Here is a 16,087-nt window from a genome sequence, read left to right as displayed (position 1 = left end):
AAACTTATTTGCAGCCCATAACTTTTTTGTTTCCTGCTAAAATTAATCTGTGAGACTGTCCCCTTGAGGGGACTATAGGGGTGTTTCTTGGAAACAGCAGACATAATACTTATAAGCTAATACCTAAAACCCAATAATTATGGAAAGAGTAACAATAAGCGACCGAGCAATCGAAACAATAGATGAATTAAGAGATAGATTTGGCGATTTAATGTTTCACCAAAGTGGTGGATGTTGTGATGGCTCTTCACCCATGTGCTTTGAAAAAGGAGATTTTAAAGTAGGAGGAGGAGATGTCTGGCTTGGGCAAGTATATGGTTGTGATTTTTTCATGAGTAAAGACCAATTTGAATATTGGAAGCATACCCATCTTACCTTAGATGTAACAGAAGGCAGAGGTTCTAGCTTCTCACTGGAAATCCCGATGGGCATTCGGTTCATGATTCGCTCACGAATCTTTACTATGGAAGAACTGGAAAATTTAGAACCGATTATGACAGGAGAGGAGTATTTGGAGGCAGATGCTAAATAGAATACCGAAATCCGCCCAATCCAATTCGTACTTTATTCCTTCGCAGGGAGGGATCTATTGATTTTAAACCTAAAAAAAAAATCTTAGCAAAACTGCTGCACAACTTCCCTCGCAGTTCTTTATGTTTAATATTTTAGCAAAGCAGTCACATAGCTTGTTGTTTTCTGCTTAATACAATCTGTGAGACTATCCCCTCGAGGGGATTGTAGGGGTGTTGTTTGAAGGAGCTTTTAAAGTATTTTTGCCCATTTTAAGTGATTTAGATAGTATTAAGTAGTGGAAACTAAAAATGACTTATTTACTTTCCAGAGAAGCTTCAGTTCTTATTTCAGAATGTCTGATTTCTCCTCCTGTGGTACCTGTTTTCTGAGCATAGAAAAGGACTACCAATGTAAAAGCCATGGTGATAAAAGCAATGATCTTGGAATAGGATTTGTTTTTCAGATTTGCCCAAATTCCCACTAGAGCAAAGCCACCAAGAATATAGAGTAATGTAGCGAACGTTTCTGCATTTTCTTCATGCGCTTCAATAAATCTATGCTCTATACCTTGCAATTCTTCTACTATCTCTTCGGCTTCTTCTCCACTTGACATAGCGAAAAATGCAGTAATTGCAGCTAAAATGAAGAAAAGGTACCCTGCCCTTTTCAAAATTTCAGCTTTAAATATAAAGCCTGAAATCATAAGTATTACCCCTATAATTGGAATAATAATGGGTAAATGATTTACTATTAAATGAAAATGTGCATCGTTCATAATTGTGTGTTTTTATATTTATAAAATATTGACTCCAAAAAAATATCCTACTGCGGCAGTTAATCCCATCGCTATAGTCCCCCAAAATGTGATCCTTAAAATAGCTTTTATTACGTTCGATCCTCCTGTCCTAGCAGCTAGCCCTCCTAAAAGAATCAAGAAAAACAGAGCAGACCCATAAAGCGAATATTCCATTGCTTTTAAGGGCAAAAAAAGTGTCACGACAAGAGGTAACATACCACCAAAAGTAAAGGCGGCCCCGGAAGCCAATGCCGCTTGAATTGGTTTTGCTTGACTAATTTCATTAATACCCAGTTCATCACGCACATGCGCTTCCAGAGCATCATGGGCGGTTAATTCCTTAGCTACAGTCAAAGCTGTCTCCTGTTTTAATCCTCTCTTTTCATAAATTTCAGCCAATCTTTGCAATTCAATCTCTGGCATTTCTTCCAATTCTTCTTTTTCTCTTAGAATATCTGCTTTTTCAATATCTGTTTGTGAGCTAACAGATACATACTCGCCAGCTGCCATGGATAGCGCTCCTGCTACCAAACCGGCTAGTGTAGCCAATACAATCGGTTCTCTAAGGTCACTAGCTGCGGCCACTCCAATTGCAAGACTCGCAGTAGATAAGATGCCATCATTCGCTCCAAGTACCGCAGCTCTTAGCCAATTACTTCTATGTATATAATGATTGTCTAAATAGTTATCGAGGGGTTCTTCTGTCTCTTTCATCTTTTTTGCATCAGGTTTTTATGTAAGCTGCTTCATAAAAATGATTTAACTGGCAACGTATGGCACTCTTTGATTTTGATTTTGGTATTGCAACTTTTATCAATTTAACAATATTTGCTAAATGAGAATACAAAACATGCCTATTAATACTTTTTCCAATAGAAATTAATAAGTTCACTGCTTTACTCATTTTCATAAAGTCGTAATCTATTTCTTAGGTTATTTAATTCATTTTTTAAATCTCTTTCTTTCTCTAAAAGATTAAATACAATATCAATCCCTTCAAGATTTACATTCAGCTCGTAGTGGAGTCTTATTATTTTTTCAAGTACTCCTAATTGCTCTGGATGAATAAACTGGTTTTGTTCTATGATTTCGATTTGAATAAGATCCATTTTATTCAATTCATCTATAAAAGATATTTCAATATTGTAATGAGTACACAGCGTTTGGGTCGATATTAAATTATGTTCATTCATTTCTTCTGGAGTTTTTGTAATTCTTTAAATAGCTCGATCTCTTTCTCACTTAAACTGGTTGGGATTTTTATACGATAGGTGATGATTAAATCACCGAACTTGCCTTCTTTTTTGTAAACTGGAAAGCCTTTTCCTTTCAATTTCACTTTCGATAGATTCTTGGTCTCCGGTTTCACTTTGAGCTTGACCTTGCTATCAAAACTATCAACGGTGATTTCTCCTCCTAAAATGGTGGTGTATAAATCTACGGCTACATCTTTATACAGATTCTGACCTTCTCTTTTGAAATTAGTATCATTATTGATCACGAATTTCAAGTACAAATCTCCATTTGGACCGCCATTTATTCCCGGTCCTCCCTTGCCTTTGATCTTAATGGATTGACCATTTTCTACTCCTGCAGGAATTGTTAAGCGTATTTTATTTCCATTAACAGTCAAAATCTGCTGTTGAGTAGTGTAGACATCCGTCAAATTCAAATGCAGTTCGGAATTGAAATCATGTCCTTTGAATTTAGGAGTGCTTCCAAATCCCGAGGAAGAGGAGTCCCCTCCAAACATTGATTCAAAAAAATCAGAATAATCGCCACCATTAAATCCTTGAGATCTGGATTGCTGCTGAGATCGATTGCTGTATTGTCTCTGAGCCCTTTCTTGCTCTTCACCATGTTTCCAATCTTTTCCGTATTTGTCATACTTCTTACGGTTTTCAGCATTGCTTAAGACTTCATTTGCTTCGTTAACTTCTTTAAACTTCTTTTCTGCTTCCTTGCTGTCCGGATTCAAATCAGGATGATACTTTCTTGCTAGCTTCCTGTACGCGCTTTTGATTTCTTTCTCAGTAGCAGATTTCGTAAGTCCTAGTGTTTTATAGTAATCTATGAACGCCATTATACAGTATGTTTATAATGTAACTAACGTGGTTTAGCGGTAAGAGTATAGCTTTTTACAATAATGTTTTGGTTTTTGGAGGGAGCGAAAAGCAGTTAAATATTACGGCAGTGACGAGGCCGATCTGAGGGTGGATCTTCCTAAAAAATGTAACTTCAATGGATCGAGGAAGTTTATATTTACGAAACAAGAATGGTTATGCCTAAAAAAGATATGTCATCGATTAAAAATGAAGAACAGTACGAGGCACTCCGAGATAAGGGGATGAGCAAGGAAAAAGCAGCCAGAATTGCCAATACTTCAGATTCAGGTAAAAAGGGTGGGCAAGCTCCTCCCTATGAAGAATGGACAGTGGAAGAGTTGCAAGACCAAGCCCAAAAAGTGGGGATCGAGGGGCGTTCAAAAATGAAGAAAGAGGAATTGATTGAAGCGCTTAGGAATAGTTGAGCCTTGTCGGTAGGTGATAGCAATGATTCGCAGATTACCATTTTTATTGATAATAATTTTCGGTCTGTGACCTTCTGTAATGACCTAATAGATCATGACGCTTGATTCCCCCTTTGGGGGTTAGGGGGCTAACTTAAAATACACCAAAGGCACAAAATACAAAGCCGTAAAAGTACCAATAGTCAAACCGCCCATTACTGTTTGTACTAAAGGTTTTTTGTGTTATACTTTCAATGTTTATGCATTTCAAGTGAAAGTTATATCAGTAGCAAAATATCAGCTGTGTAATTTTTTGCTATTATTATTATTATTATTGTGCTTCAACAAAAATAAACTATTATGAAAAAATTATTAAAACCATTTATTCTATTAGCAACTATTGCTCTTATGACTATTGCTTTTTCAGCCGAGGCTGGGGAAAAAAGTGGAACTATTCAACATGCGCATTATTTTGCTGCTGATGGGAGCTATGTTGGTTCATCCGCATATAGCTCTTGTGATTCTTGTGGTTGGTTGAGGGATATTTTCGGCTGCAATTGTCAAGCAGGCTATTTAACTTACACTCGATAGTATATGAAACTTGATAAGTTTATAAGGGGTATTGTTAATTTTAGCAGTATTCCTTTTTTGATTTTAACCTTTAGTTGTAATAGTCAGGAGCACAGAAGTAATGAGTCATTACTTGGGGATTTTCGGATTAGTAGCGATATAGGTTATCAGATTATTTCAACTAAAAACTTAGACTCATCGAACGTGAAGTTTAGAGACCTTACTTTTCAATATCATAATAACAGAAATAAAGTCTTTTTTTATGATAAACATGGTCAAAGACAATTAATATATAATCTTTCATCAGATTCCATTGATGTAATTAGTAGAGACACCTATATTGAAACTCCCTTTTTTCCGACTTCAGTAACAGAAAATGACTCGATTCAATATGTTTTATATCTACATCAATTCACCATTGCTAAAGTAAAAAAAAATAGTGATTCGGTCTCTGCAATTGCTCTTGATGATTTTTCAGAACAATCGATTCATTCGGATACTCATCGGTTTGAAGTATTGGAAAATGGAAGCTTTATAATACCGACTGCAATTAATGTACTTAGTGATTTAGGTTATTATCAACAAAATCTAGATAAGGGATTGGATGAAATAATGGAAGAGCAGCACCTTTTTCATTTATTTGGCGAATCTGGTCAGTTGCTTAAGACATTTGGTAAATTTCCTCAGTCTAATTATGTCACAGAACCTAGCCTGCCATTCAACCCACATTATATGTATGTTGTTAAAGATGGATTTATATATGTTACTTTTCCCATGGGACAAGAATTATATAAATATGATTATAATGGGAATTTAATTGATTCAGTTAATATCGAATTGCCTGAATTTAATTATTCAATTAACCCAGGTCATTGGGGGAATGATGCGAAAATTGGACTAGGAATTGAAAAAGATTCCAATCAAGAGATATTATATTTCCATACTATAAATCATATCAATGATAATAAAATAAGACATTTTATTTATAAGATAAATTTATCTGAAAAAGTATTGGAATTTGGAGAAATAATGAATGGAAATAATTACATGATGCCTTATGTATACAATGATTCAATCAGCTTTCTGAAAAAATATTTCATGGAAGAGAAAAGAGAGATTGTAACAATGAAGTTAACGAAATAATTTATTTTGAGAGGATATTCACTTTTAGCCTTATTAATAACCTTTTTATCATCAGATTTAGCTTTTACTCAAACTATCTCCGTTAAATCAATAAGCGATGAAGATACTCAAGTTTTAGTGAGAGAAGGATGGCAGTTGGTTTACAGTACGGATCAAGTGAGAATTGTGGATTTTGACATTAGCCGTAGTGGCTTGATAATTTCAACAATCGTGGATGGTGAATATCATTTAATTTTACTAAACAAGGAACACTTAGTTCAGAAAGATAAGAGGATAGCAAAAGTAGATAAATTGAGAGTGGCTTTTCCTTATTTTTTTAATTCCGGTAACCAAAAAGTTTTTGGTCCCTGCGATAAGTTGTATTTTGAAATAGATATGGATAAATATAAAATAAATAGAAGAAGATATCCTTTCAAAATTAATAGACGGCCTTTTATACAAATAGGGGAGGGCTATGATACATATTATAAACAAGATTCTTACTATAAAACAAAGAGCAAAGATTTTGGGGTTGTGACTGAATTTGATAGAGTTAAAAAAATTCAATATCAATACCTATTGGATTACAGCTTATCAGAGCCTGATACATTATATGAAATCTCATATGATACTGATATGATGATATTTAGTTCAGTATATCCATTTCTCCAATTTGAAGTTTTAGAAGATAAAGGTTTACTATATATATTGGATAATCAAAATGGGGTTTTATCTCATTTGGATAATAGTGGGAGGATTCAGGAAGTTAATCTTGCAGAATTTGATATTCAAAAGTCAGGTTTATTTAGATCATTTACTTTTAATTTAGAAAAGGATATTTTCTCAGATCAAGTCTATTTGATTTGTACACCATATGGTAAAGATAACGATAGTAAAATATTTAAAATTAGGTATGATGGAAATTTAGAAATAATTAAAAATGAAAAATTAAAATCTATTTCTTCATCTTCAAAAATTCATAATGGTAAGGTATACGATATATTTAAAATTAAGGAGTCAAGGAAAACCGCTGTTTATTCTATTGGAATAGAATAGTAAGAAACACTTTTCCTAATTGCTTTTTTTAGGTTTGAATTTTTTTTTCAAAACCTGACTTTCAGTACTGACCTAACTTCCAGCTACCAACTTTTTACTTTTTCATAGCCTCTTTAACACCTATTTACCTAATCACGTAAAAACTTAGTCATCTAAGAATCTCCGCACTTGATAGTACACCAAAGGCACAAAATACAAAGCTGTAAATGTCCCTATAGTCAAACCGCCCATTACAGCCAGGACAAGGGGCTTTTGTAATTCTGCTCCCAAACCACCTGAGAGCAAAACCGGACTCAAGGCCAAAAGGGTAGTAATTGAAGTCATTAGAATCGGCTTCAGTCTGATTTTACCAGCCGAAAATATAGCTTCATAGATGCTTTCTTTATTTTTGACCTCTAAGTTTTTGATGTTGCGGTTCATCGTATCCACTTTCAGAATAGCATCGTTTACCATAATTCCCAGCATTACCACCATCCCTATAGCCGACATGATATTGATACTGCTTCCACCTATCCACAGTACAATCATAGCACTCATGATTCCAAAAGGCAAAGTAAAAATCACAATCAAAGGTTGCCAGAAGCTTTCAAATTGAGCAGACAAAATGAAGTACAATAGCACCACCGAAATCAATAGAATAAAGGCCAGTTCTTTCAAGTTATCTTGATCACTGAAGTATCTACCGGATATTTTTTGAATTAGATTATTATCACTTGCCCACTGATTGATTTCTGCAGTTAAGGTGTGCGGATTCTCCTGAACCGCTTCTTCTGATAAGTTTACAGAAAAATAAGTGCCTGACACATCTGCGGTAATTTTCTTTAATCTATTGCCCCAATCATATTCCACGAAATTTTTCAAAGCATAACTCTTGCCTTCACTGTTTCTTACCTTAGCCACTGTTAGTAAATCCTCAAAAGCTTTTTCATCTGTTTCTAAAACCACTGGCGTGATGACAGCAAACTGCTTTAATTCTGAAATCTTATAATCACCCAAAACTCTTTGCAGTTGATTGATAATCTGTTCAGGAGCAATGCCATATCGCAATAACTCTTGTTGCTTTATGGTCAAAATCATACTGCTTTCTTCCTCTAATGAAGGACCTAATTGAAAATCATCAGTTGGGAAACTTTCCAAAGTTGGCTTGATACTTTCAGGATTGGCATTTTTCAGGCCGGGATCTTGCCACTGCACCCTGAAATAGGGTGCATCACTCGCAAAGAGCATATCAAAAGCATTTTTGGCATTCTCGGTTTCAAAAGATGCTTTGGTATAAGATTGCGTTACACGATTGCCCAAAGCATGTAGGGTCTCTTTTTTGATATCCTCATTTTTAAATTGCAAATAGATTAGACTTTCCTGCAGCTCGGCATTTTCTAAGCTTAATAAGTATTGCGGAATGCCGGCATCAGTTTCGCTAAATTGGAATTGAGAATCGAGTGATTGTAATAACTTCTGCGTTCTTTTGGCATTCTCTGCTACATCTATCGGCTCATTCCAGTTGATTTTCACTACAGCATCTGTTCTGGTGATGTCGGGCAGACCTTTTTGCTCTAAACTCCAAAAAGCCCATAATCCCAAGGGAATAATCAACAAAATCAAGAAAAAGCTCAATGTTGTATTCCGAAAGGACCAGTGGTGCGACTTTTCAAATCCGCTAAGCAATCTTTTAAAAAATCGGCTGTCCTCCTTCTTAAAATCCTTTTTCTTTTCAAAGAATAAACGATAGAGTAGGGGGAGCAAAACAAAGGAAACGCCTAAAGAAACCGTCAAAATAATGCCTACAGATACGGCTTGATCAAAGAACAGAACACCACTTACGCCACTTAAGAAAATCAAAGGAACAAAAACGGCTAAAGTGGTCAATACCGAACTGATCAATGCGCCTCGAACTTCTCCAACCCCTGCTACACAAGCATCCAAAAGGTTGAGGCCTTCCATGCGTTTTCGGCTGATGTTTTCCAATACGATAATGGCATTGTCAATTAGCATTCCCAGCCCTAGTGCTAATCCACTTAAAGAAATGATATTGATACTCAATCCAAATATTTCAAAAAAAAGAAAGGATAAAATCAGTGACAATGGTAAGCTAATTCCCATAATCACAGGCAAGCGAAAAGAACCCATAAAAAGGAAGAGTACTGCAAAAGCAAATAGCCCTCCAAATAATAAACTTCCCTGCAAATTATTGATTCCTGCTTTTAAGAAGACCGATTGATCTTGGGTCATGGCGATTTCCAAAGTGGGATAGTCCTTCCTAAATTGGGCAATGGATTTTTCTATTTCAGGCATCAGCTCTGTCATCACCGCTTGTGGTTGCTTATGAATGTTCATCACAATGCCTCTATTTTGATTGAAGAAATGAAATCCGCTGACCTTCTCCTCTGCGGTTTTTACTTCTGCCAATTGGCGAATAGGAATATATTTATCCTCATTGATTCTGACAGGAATAGACGCAATATCTTCCGCATTATTTAATCTGCCGGCCATGCGCATATAATATTGGTATTGCCCATCTTTTACTTCTACTCCGCCCAATTCTTGATTAGCCGATTGAATGGCTTGTGAAATGGCTTCTATTTCCAATCCAGCTCTTTCCAATGCTTTTAGGTCTGGAATGATTTTGATCTGCTCATCCACCGTTCCGTTTAAATCGACCAGTGAAATGCCTTCTATTTGTTCGATTCGCTTTTTTATGACATTTTCTGCCAACCTTGAGCTTTCTACCATATTGGCTTCATCTTTCGGAATCAACTGAACTTTGGCTATCGGGATATCGGTGTAATTCACTCTTATCACCCTTGGTCGGGACATATCAGCAGGAAATTGATCCGTCAGTCGGTCAATTTTCTCATTGACTTCCACAAAAGCCAAATCCATTCGTTGCCCATAGTTAAACCGTAGGCGAAGCAAGCCATTTTCATTTGATGCTGTAGATTGTAAATCAGACAAACCCTGCATGGTAGCCAAAGATTCCCGCATGGGCTTGAGAATGTTATTTTCTACAGCTTCGGGAGAGGCATTGGCATAATCGACTCTGATGGCCATTTCAGGTACATCAATATCGGGTAAAAGAGAAACAGGTCTATTGAGCCATGCCAACACGCTTAATCCAATAAGCGCAACGAAAGTCATGATGACGGCTATAGGCCTTTGGATGAAATAGCGGGTCATTATTTATCCGAATTTTGAATGCTGATCGGGGCATCATGTGCCAACTGCAAGTTGTTATTGGTAATCACCACCGTTCCGGCTTTTATGCCATCCGTGATTTCTACCATTTTGCCATTATCATATCCGAATTCCACATAATTCCATTTTGCCAAATCCTTTTCCACTGAGAAAACAACCGGCTTTCCTGAACGCAATACCAAGCTGCCTTTCGGCACTTGCAATCGTTCGCCTTTCGGGATTCTAATCTCTACTTCCACGTTCATACCCGGCCAAAGGGCATGTTCTCCTTTCAATAGAATATGCGTTTGCACCAAACCATTTTCATCTACTTTTGGATTGATGCTGTACACCTCGCCTGTAAAACTTTCGTCCATGGCAGGATTTCGAATTGCTGCCGGCATACCTTCTTTCAGATTTAATGCTTCTGATTCTAATAGGTTGACTTCAACTAAAAGTCGATGGTTAAATTGAGCGAATAATTCATCCCCAACTTTCACACTTTTGCCTTTGAAAGCCTGCACATCGTATAAAGTACCTGAAAATGGTGCTCTAATCACTGTTTTCTGAAGTGCCAATTGAGCTTCTTTAAGTTGAATGCTGCTTTCTTGCAGGCCACTCCCGATTTTTAGTTTTTGGTAAAGGCTGTCTTGCTCCGGATTCTCTTGAGCAATTAACTTCGGAAAACCGATGAGGCTATTTTCAAATTCTAGTTTGGCTTTTTCAAATTTGATTTCAGCAGACTGCAACTGTAGTTGCGCTTCTTCAGGATTTAGCCGAACTAATACCTCGCCCGCTGAAACTTTTTGTCCTGATTTAATATGGGCTTGTTGAATAGTGCCGTTTGTTTCCGCTAAAATTGTGACATCTTTATGCGCTTTTACTTTACCTGAGCTTTCGATTAATAAGTAGAAAGGGGAACTGATCGCAGTATCGACCGTGACCATAGTGTTGGGAGGTGTATTATTGACATTTTCTGTAGCGGTTTTTTCATCTATCTTTTCTTCTTTAGAACAAGCCCAGAATGCGATGGAGATGAACAGTAAAAATATTTTTTTTGACATATCGATTTTGGTTCAAACATAAAGCTACTATATTGCTAGTTTATTATCAAAACAAATTGGTTTAAACTAAATGAAATGTTTTCTGCTATTAGTTTATCTCCTTGTTTTTATATGCGGGTTTTTAATAAGAAATCATATGTACAAATAGAGCCATTATTTGAATATTTAAACCTACTATATAATTAGGTTGAATTAACTAAAATAGTCATATATGCTCGCAAAAACTCCTCTAATTGTTATTTGATGAAAGAATTAAGATTTATTTCTAGGGATCAGACCGAAATTGTAATATTTTCATAGAAGTATAATTATTTAAATAAGCTTTTAGTTTGTGACAAAAACTAATGTAATAAGTTTTGCTTTTTCGTTTTTTTTTTTTTTTTGATTTACAATATCAACTCAGTATTACTATAAAATGTAGTAACTGATTCTAAACAGCACCCGCTAGCAAAAGCTGTTTCGAGCAAAACCTGCAGAGTGAAGAAATTTGACTTGTCCCACCTTATTAGGCCTTTGGTTGTTCAAGAAAGGTTTTTTTCATGATTTAGTATTTAGGGTTGGTGTTTAATTTATTTTTAACCTTAAAATTTATATATTATGAAAAAGTTATTTTTCAGTTTGGTAGGAGGTCTTATATTAACCTCTATTTCTTCCATGGCAAATTCTGATATTAAACCTGCTGAGGAAATGAGAACAACCTGTGCTTATGTTACTTTATCTTGTGGTGTTGAAGGACCTGTCTGTGGAGAGAATCAAGCAAACCTTGTGAGAAACATTGAATGGGCACATAATTATTTTTGTGAAGGTGGTCGAGAAAAAAAGCTGAATTAATATAAACCTTAACAGGCTAGTGAGTTTCACTAGCTTGTTTTATTACTTTAACAATTTCACCTTATTTAAAATGAAACATACCTACTTAATACTTAAATTGATTTTCCTTTCAGGTTTTTCCTCTGAAGTTATCGCACAATCTAGCTTTAAAGCTACTTATGAGCTTATCCATCAACCAGATTCTACTAATAGTAAAAACAAGGAATCAGAGATGTTTTTGTTATATGCCAACAATGAAATGTCTCAATTCTTAAGCCATAATAATGCTGTAAGAGATTCATTATTTTTAGAGATTCATGAAGGTAAGATGAGTAATGAAGAATTAGTTCAGAGAACACTTGAAGCACCCAGGACAAAGACTAAATTGAAGGTTAATAAGGTCTATGGGGAGTCCAAAATGGAAATTCTTCAGGAGATGATGACAAATCTCTACAGATACTATCAGCCACTTAATCTAATGAAATGGACGATTGGTAATCAAACAAAAAAGATAAATGGCTATCAATGTCAAAAAGCTACCGCATCTTATGCAGGTAGGGATTATATAGCATGGTTTGATCCGGAAATAGCTATTAGTGACGGCCCTTATAAATTCTATGGTTTGCCGGGACTCATTATATCTGTCTACGATACCAAAGAGCATTATAAGTTTGATCTGGTCGGTTTGGAAAAAGGAAATTATGAAATTAAGAGAAATCTGTTAAATGAGGATTATCAATTACTTACCCAGCAAGAATACAAGCAAATGACGAAAAATTATGAAGCCAATTCCGAAGCCATGGCCAAAAGACTCTTTTCTCAAATGAGTGGAAAACCAAAGAAGTCTTCAGCCAATAATCCTATTGAGCTGGAATAGAATAATGATTAGTCCTATTTTAGTAAGTATTTATTATATTGGAATATTCAACCAAATTAAGACTTTAAAGTATGAAAGTTTGCTTTCTCTTCATTACTGTATCGTTCCTAGCTCAAAATATGACACCTCTGGCTCAAACTAGCTTTAAAGCCACTTATGAGCTCATCTATCAACCAGATTCCACAAATGACAAAAATATAGAGTCGGAGACATTTTTATTATATTTCAATAATGAAATGTCTCAATTCTTAAGTTATAATAATGCGCTTAATGATACTTCCTTTCTGGAAATTCAGAAAGGAAATATGACCACTGAAGAGGTAGTTCAAAATGCTTTGGCAGCACCACGAGTAAAAACTCATTTAAAAGTGAATAAAATCTATCAAGAGTCTAAGATGGAACTTTTAACAGAAATGATGGCTAGACTATATAAATATTATCAGCCACTAAATTTGATGGATTGGACTATTGGCAATCAAACTAAAAAGATCAATGGCTATCAATGTCAAAAAGCTACCGCATCTTATGCAGGTAGAGATTATATAGCATGGTTTGATCTGGAAATAGCTATTAGTGACGGCCCTTATAAATTCTATGGTTTGCCGGGACTTATTATATCTGTTTATGATACCCAAGAGCATTATAAGTTTGATCTGGTCGGTTTGGAAAAAGGAAATTATGAAATTAAGAGAAATCTGCTAAATGAGGATTATCAATTACTTACCCAGCAAGAATACAAGCAAATGACGAAAAATTATGAAGCCAATTCCGAAGCCATGGCCAAAAGACTCTTTTCTCAAATGAGTGGAAAACCAAAGAAGTCTTCAGCCAATAATCCTATTGAGCTGGAATGAGAATATTTTTTACCATAATAGTTTTTTTCAGTATTGGTTTAACCAATGCTTATGCACAATTCAAAATTTTTGGTAAAGTTGAAAATGAAAGAGGAGAATTGCTCATAGGGGCATCTGTTTTATTGAAAAATATGAACAGCGCCAAAATTATAGATTTTGGTATAACCGATAAGGATGGCAATTATCAAATTCCCATTGACTTGGCAGATAGTGTAACATTAGAAGTTTCTTATATCGGGTATAAAAAGTCCAAAAAGTCAATCTTTGTGGACGCTTCAAGGGAGATTAACTTTGAAATGATAGAGGATGTGGTGGAGTTAGATGAGGTGAAATTAAAAGCACCTCCCATTATTGATTTTGGAGATACCATCAATTATTCTGTCAATGCATTTAAAAGCCAGCAGGATAGAGTGATAGCCGATGTATTGCGAAAATTACCGGGCATATCAGTGGATGGTGATGGTCGTGTAAGCTATATGGGAGAGCCTATCGAAAAATATTATATTGATGGACTTGACCTATTAGAAGGTAGATATAATTTAGCCAATAATAATTTACCGGCAGATGCAGTAAGCGATGTTCAAATATTGGAAAACCATCAACCGATTAGAATTTATGATAGTTTGGTTTTTTCTAATAAAACTTCATTAAATATTAAGCTCAATAAAAATGTCACACTAACCGGGAGTGGGAAATTGGGCGGAGGTTTAAGTCCGGCTTTATGGGGAGCCAACGTCAGTCCGATGTTATTTAATAGGAAACAACAAGTGATAGCTTCTTTTCAATCAAACAATACTGGTAATAATCTAGAAAGAGAACTGCAATCCTTTCGATCTTCTAGTTTAAATTTTGGACGAAAAGATTATCTCCTGGAAGTTCAATCTATTAACCAACCTCCATTTAATGAAAAATTTTGGTTAGATAATCAATCGCACTTGGGAAGTATTAATTATTTGAGAAAAGTCAATGAAAAATGGGAGATAAAAGGCAATATTAATTACTTGGATGCAGTGAAAGTACTAAATGGCAGTACAGAAACCCAAATATTTACACCCAATGATAGCATTCAGTTATCAGAGAATAAGAGAAATGAGTTTAATTCAAATGTTATAAAGGGGGCACTATTTTTAGAGAAAAATATAAGTAGTAGCTATTACAAACAGAGCATTTCCATTAATTCTACTGTAGATAATAAATTTGGTTCACTTAATCTTACCAATCAGTCAGATTTTAATCAGGATTTAGATCAGTCTCATTTATGGATTCGGAATGATATTTTAGCAATTAAAAAGGTTTTTAATTCTTTGATTACTTTTAAATCCAGTTCTAATTATATCAAAAATAGTGAATTACTCAGTGTCAATCCTGCGGTTTTCTCGAATGTAATTGGGAATACTCCAATAGCTATCCAGCATCTGAATAAAGATATTTTGGATACAAAAAATAAAATGAGCATGTCAAAAAAGTTCGGACGATTATTAGTGAATCCTGAGATGGGATTTAACCTATCATCAGAGGACTTAAATTCAGAAATTAATGCGGAGAATGAAAGTGAAGAGTCTTCAGATTCCTTAAGATCAAATGATTTGAGCTTAATTAATCTTTCTCCTTATTTAAATATTAAGACAGAATATGCATATAAAAAGTGGATTCTGACTTTTAACCTCCCTTTGTTTTACAGGAACTTCTGGATTAAAGGCAATGGTTTAGCTACTCAAGAAAACAATTTTACTCGTTTAAATCTCGAGCCTGAATTCAATGCGCACTACAAATTCAACAACTTTTGGAAAGCAAATTTCAATGCAGCAATCAAAAATGAATTTGGCAATGCAAACAGGATTCACAGTGGATATATTTTAAGATCTTATCGTAATTTATTGAGGTTTGAAACGCCTCTGGAAGAAATTCAATCACAAACTATTGGAGGAAATATTCAATATCGAAATCCTATTAAAGCCTTCTTTTGGTCTTTTCGCTACAGATATGGCCGGATGAATTCCAACATTCAAGAAAGCTATAGTTATTCTCAGCAAGGAGCGTCCATTGTTAATTCATTGGAAGATGAGATTAATTCAACCAGACAAATGGTATCATTGGACATAAGCAAGTATTTCAATTCCATTAAGACTACTTTTTTTGTTAATTCGACTGCCATGCAAATGCGGAGTCCAAGAATTTTAAACGGTAGCAAGACAGATGTAGGAAATAGCAATTTTAATTATAGCGTAGGAGCAAAAGGTTCTCTGACTTCCTTTATAGAATATGATTATGCTTTTCAACAAGATTTTTTTTCCAATGAACTTAATGAAGTAAGTGCCAATTTTTTAAGAAGAGAAAAGCATGAGCTTTTATTAGACGTGTTTGCAAGTGAAAGTCAATATTTCAGAGGCCAATATCAGGTCAATAATAATTTTATTTCAGGAGAGAATACAGGATTTAATCAATTTTTAAATTTATCATACAATTACATCTTTAATAAGATAGGCCTTGACTTAACCTTCGAATGTAGGAATCTATTGAATAATCAAAACTATATTTCAGTATTTGCAGATGCTAATATTTATGTGCTTAACCAATTTCAAATGAGACCAAGACAGTTTTTGTTGAGTGCTCAGTTTTCTTTGGGCAATTTTGATTAGTGATTTTAAATATTTTTGATAAACTTAAACTCTAGTTTACCCCTTTCTCATTGCCATTAATTCCTATCTTTACCCTTAATGACCCCGTTTCGTATAATTATCACAT

Annotated in this window: 15 protein-coding genes; 9 read left to right on the top strand and 6 right to left on the bottom strand. The window is 34.9% G+C overall.

Annotation, left to right across the window (positions count from 1 at the left end):
* Positions 1-139 precede the first annotated feature (139 nt).
* Entirely contained in the window at positions 140-532 is a 393-nt protein-coding gene (locus Q3Y49_RS17085; protein WP_303269849.1) for a DUF779 domain-containing protein, read from the top strand.
* Positions 533-826: 294 nt separating this feature from the next.
* Here the strand turns inward: Q3Y49_RS17085 and Q3Y49_RS17080 are convergent, their stop codons facing one another.
* From Q3Y49_RS17080 to Q3Y49_RS17065, 4 genes are all read right to left on the bottom strand, one after another.
* Positions 827-1,288: a hypothetical protein gene (locus Q3Y49_RS17080; protein ID WP_303269848.1), complete on the bottom strand. Its 462-nt coding sequence runs from the start codon at positions 1,286-1,288 to the stop codon at positions 827-829.
* Positions 1,289-1,306: 18 nt separating this feature from the next.
* Positions 1,307-2,023: a VIT1/CCC1 transporter family protein gene (locus Q3Y49_RS17075; RefSeq protein ID WP_303269847.1), complete on the bottom strand. Its 717-nt coding sequence runs from the start codon at positions 2,021-2,023 to the stop codon at positions 1,307-1,309.
* A gap of 182 nt (positions 2,024-2,205) precedes the next feature.
* A complete protein-coding gene (locus Q3Y49_RS17070; RefSeq protein WP_303269846.1) occupies positions 2,206-2,502 on the bottom strand; it encodes a chaperone modulator CbpM in 297 nt (98 codons plus the stop codon).
* Positions 2,499-3,392, bottom strand: a complete 894-nt coding sequence (locus Q3Y49_RS17065; protein WP_303269845.1) for a DnaJ C-terminal domain-containing protein — start codon at positions 3,390-3,392, stop codon at positions 2,499-2,501. The genes Q3Y49_RS17070 and Q3Y49_RS17065 overlap by 4 nt, the downstream gene beginning before the upstream one ends.
* Positions 3,393-3,590: 198 nt before the next feature.
* Here Q3Y49_RS17065 and Q3Y49_RS17060 point away from each other — a divergent pair, with 198 nt between their 5' ends.
* From Q3Y49_RS17060 to Q3Y49_RS17045, 4 genes are all read left to right on the top strand, one after another.
* On the top strand, positions 3,591-3,839 hold the full coding sequence (locus Q3Y49_RS17060; protein WP_303269844.1) for a DUF7218 family protein: 249 nt from the start codon (positions 3,591-3,593) through the stop codon (positions 3,837-3,839).
* A gap of 339 nt (positions 3,840-4,178) precedes the next feature.
* Positions 4,179-4,409, top strand: coding sequence for a hypothetical protein (locus tag Q3Y49_RS17055; RefSeq protein WP_303269843.1), 231 nt, complete (start codon positions 4,179-4,181; stop codon positions 4,407-4,409).
* Positions 4,410-4,412: 3 nt separating this feature from the next.
* Positions 4,413-5,531: a hypothetical protein gene (locus tag Q3Y49_RS17050; RefSeq protein ID WP_303269842.1), complete on the top strand. Its 1,119-nt coding sequence runs from the start codon at positions 4,413-4,415 to the stop codon at positions 5,529-5,531.
* Between the two features lie 6 nt (positions 5,532-5,537).
* Positions 5,538-6,566, top strand: a complete 1,029-nt coding sequence (locus Q3Y49_RS17045; protein WP_303269841.1) for a hypothetical protein — start codon at positions 5,538-5,540, stop codon at positions 6,564-6,566.
* Between the two features lie 144 nt (positions 6,567-6,710).
* On the opposite strand, the gene Q3Y49_RS17040 is transcribed toward Q3Y49_RS17045, so the two are convergent.
* Both Q3Y49_RS17040 and Q3Y49_RS17035 read right to left on the bottom strand, forming a co-directional pair.
* Positions 6,711-9,740, bottom strand: coding sequence for an efflux RND transporter permease subunit (locus tag Q3Y49_RS17040; RefSeq protein ID WP_303269840.1), 3,030 nt, complete (start codon positions 9,738-9,740; stop codon positions 6,711-6,713).
* Positions 9,740-10,801, bottom strand: a complete 1,062-nt coding sequence (locus Q3Y49_RS17035) for an efflux RND transporter periplasmic adaptor subunit (protein WP_303269839.1) — start codon at positions 10,799-10,801, stop codon at positions 9,740-9,742. The genes Q3Y49_RS17040 and Q3Y49_RS17035 overlap by 1 nt, the downstream gene beginning before the upstream one ends.
* Before the next feature lie 597 nt (positions 10,802-11,398).
* Between Q3Y49_RS17035 and Q3Y49_RS17030 the strand changes: the two genes are divergently transcribed.
* The 4 genes from Q3Y49_RS17030 (at position 11,399) to Q3Y49_RS17015 (ending at position 15,981) form a co-directional block, all read left to right on the top strand.
* Positions 11,399-11,632 carry a hypothetical protein gene (locus Q3Y49_RS17030; protein WP_303269838.1) on the top strand — a complete coding sequence of 78 codons (234 nt, stop codon included), beginning with the start codon at positions 11,399-11,401 and terminating at the stop codon, positions 11,630-11,632.
* Between the two features lie 70 nt (positions 11,633-11,702).
* Complete coding sequence (locus Q3Y49_RS17025; protein WP_303269837.1) at positions 11,703-12,488, top strand: GLPGLI family protein; 786 nt, start codon at positions 11,703-11,705, stop codon at positions 12,486-12,488.
* A gap of 71 nt (positions 12,489-12,559) precedes the next feature.
* Positions 12,560-13,342, top strand: coding sequence for a GLPGLI family protein (locus tag Q3Y49_RS17020; RefSeq protein ID WP_303269836.1), 783 nt, complete (start codon positions 12,560-12,562; stop codon positions 13,340-13,342).
* Positions 13,339-15,981 carry a Plug domain-containing protein gene (locus tag Q3Y49_RS17015; RefSeq protein ID WP_303269835.1) on the top strand — a complete coding sequence of 881 codons (2,643 nt, stop codon included), beginning with the start codon at positions 13,339-13,341 and terminating at the stop codon, positions 15,979-15,981. The genes Q3Y49_RS17020 and Q3Y49_RS17015 overlap by 4 nt, the downstream gene beginning before the upstream one ends.
* The last annotated feature ends 106 nt before the right edge of the window (positions 15,982-16,087 follow it).

The sequence above is a fragment of the Marivirga harenae genome, assembly GCF_030534335.1.
Taxonomy (GTDB): Bacteria; Bacteroidota; Bacteroidia; order Cytophagales; family Cyclobacteriaceae; genus Marivirga; species Marivirga harenae.
This window is presented reverse-complemented; position numbering and strand designations above follow the sequence as displayed.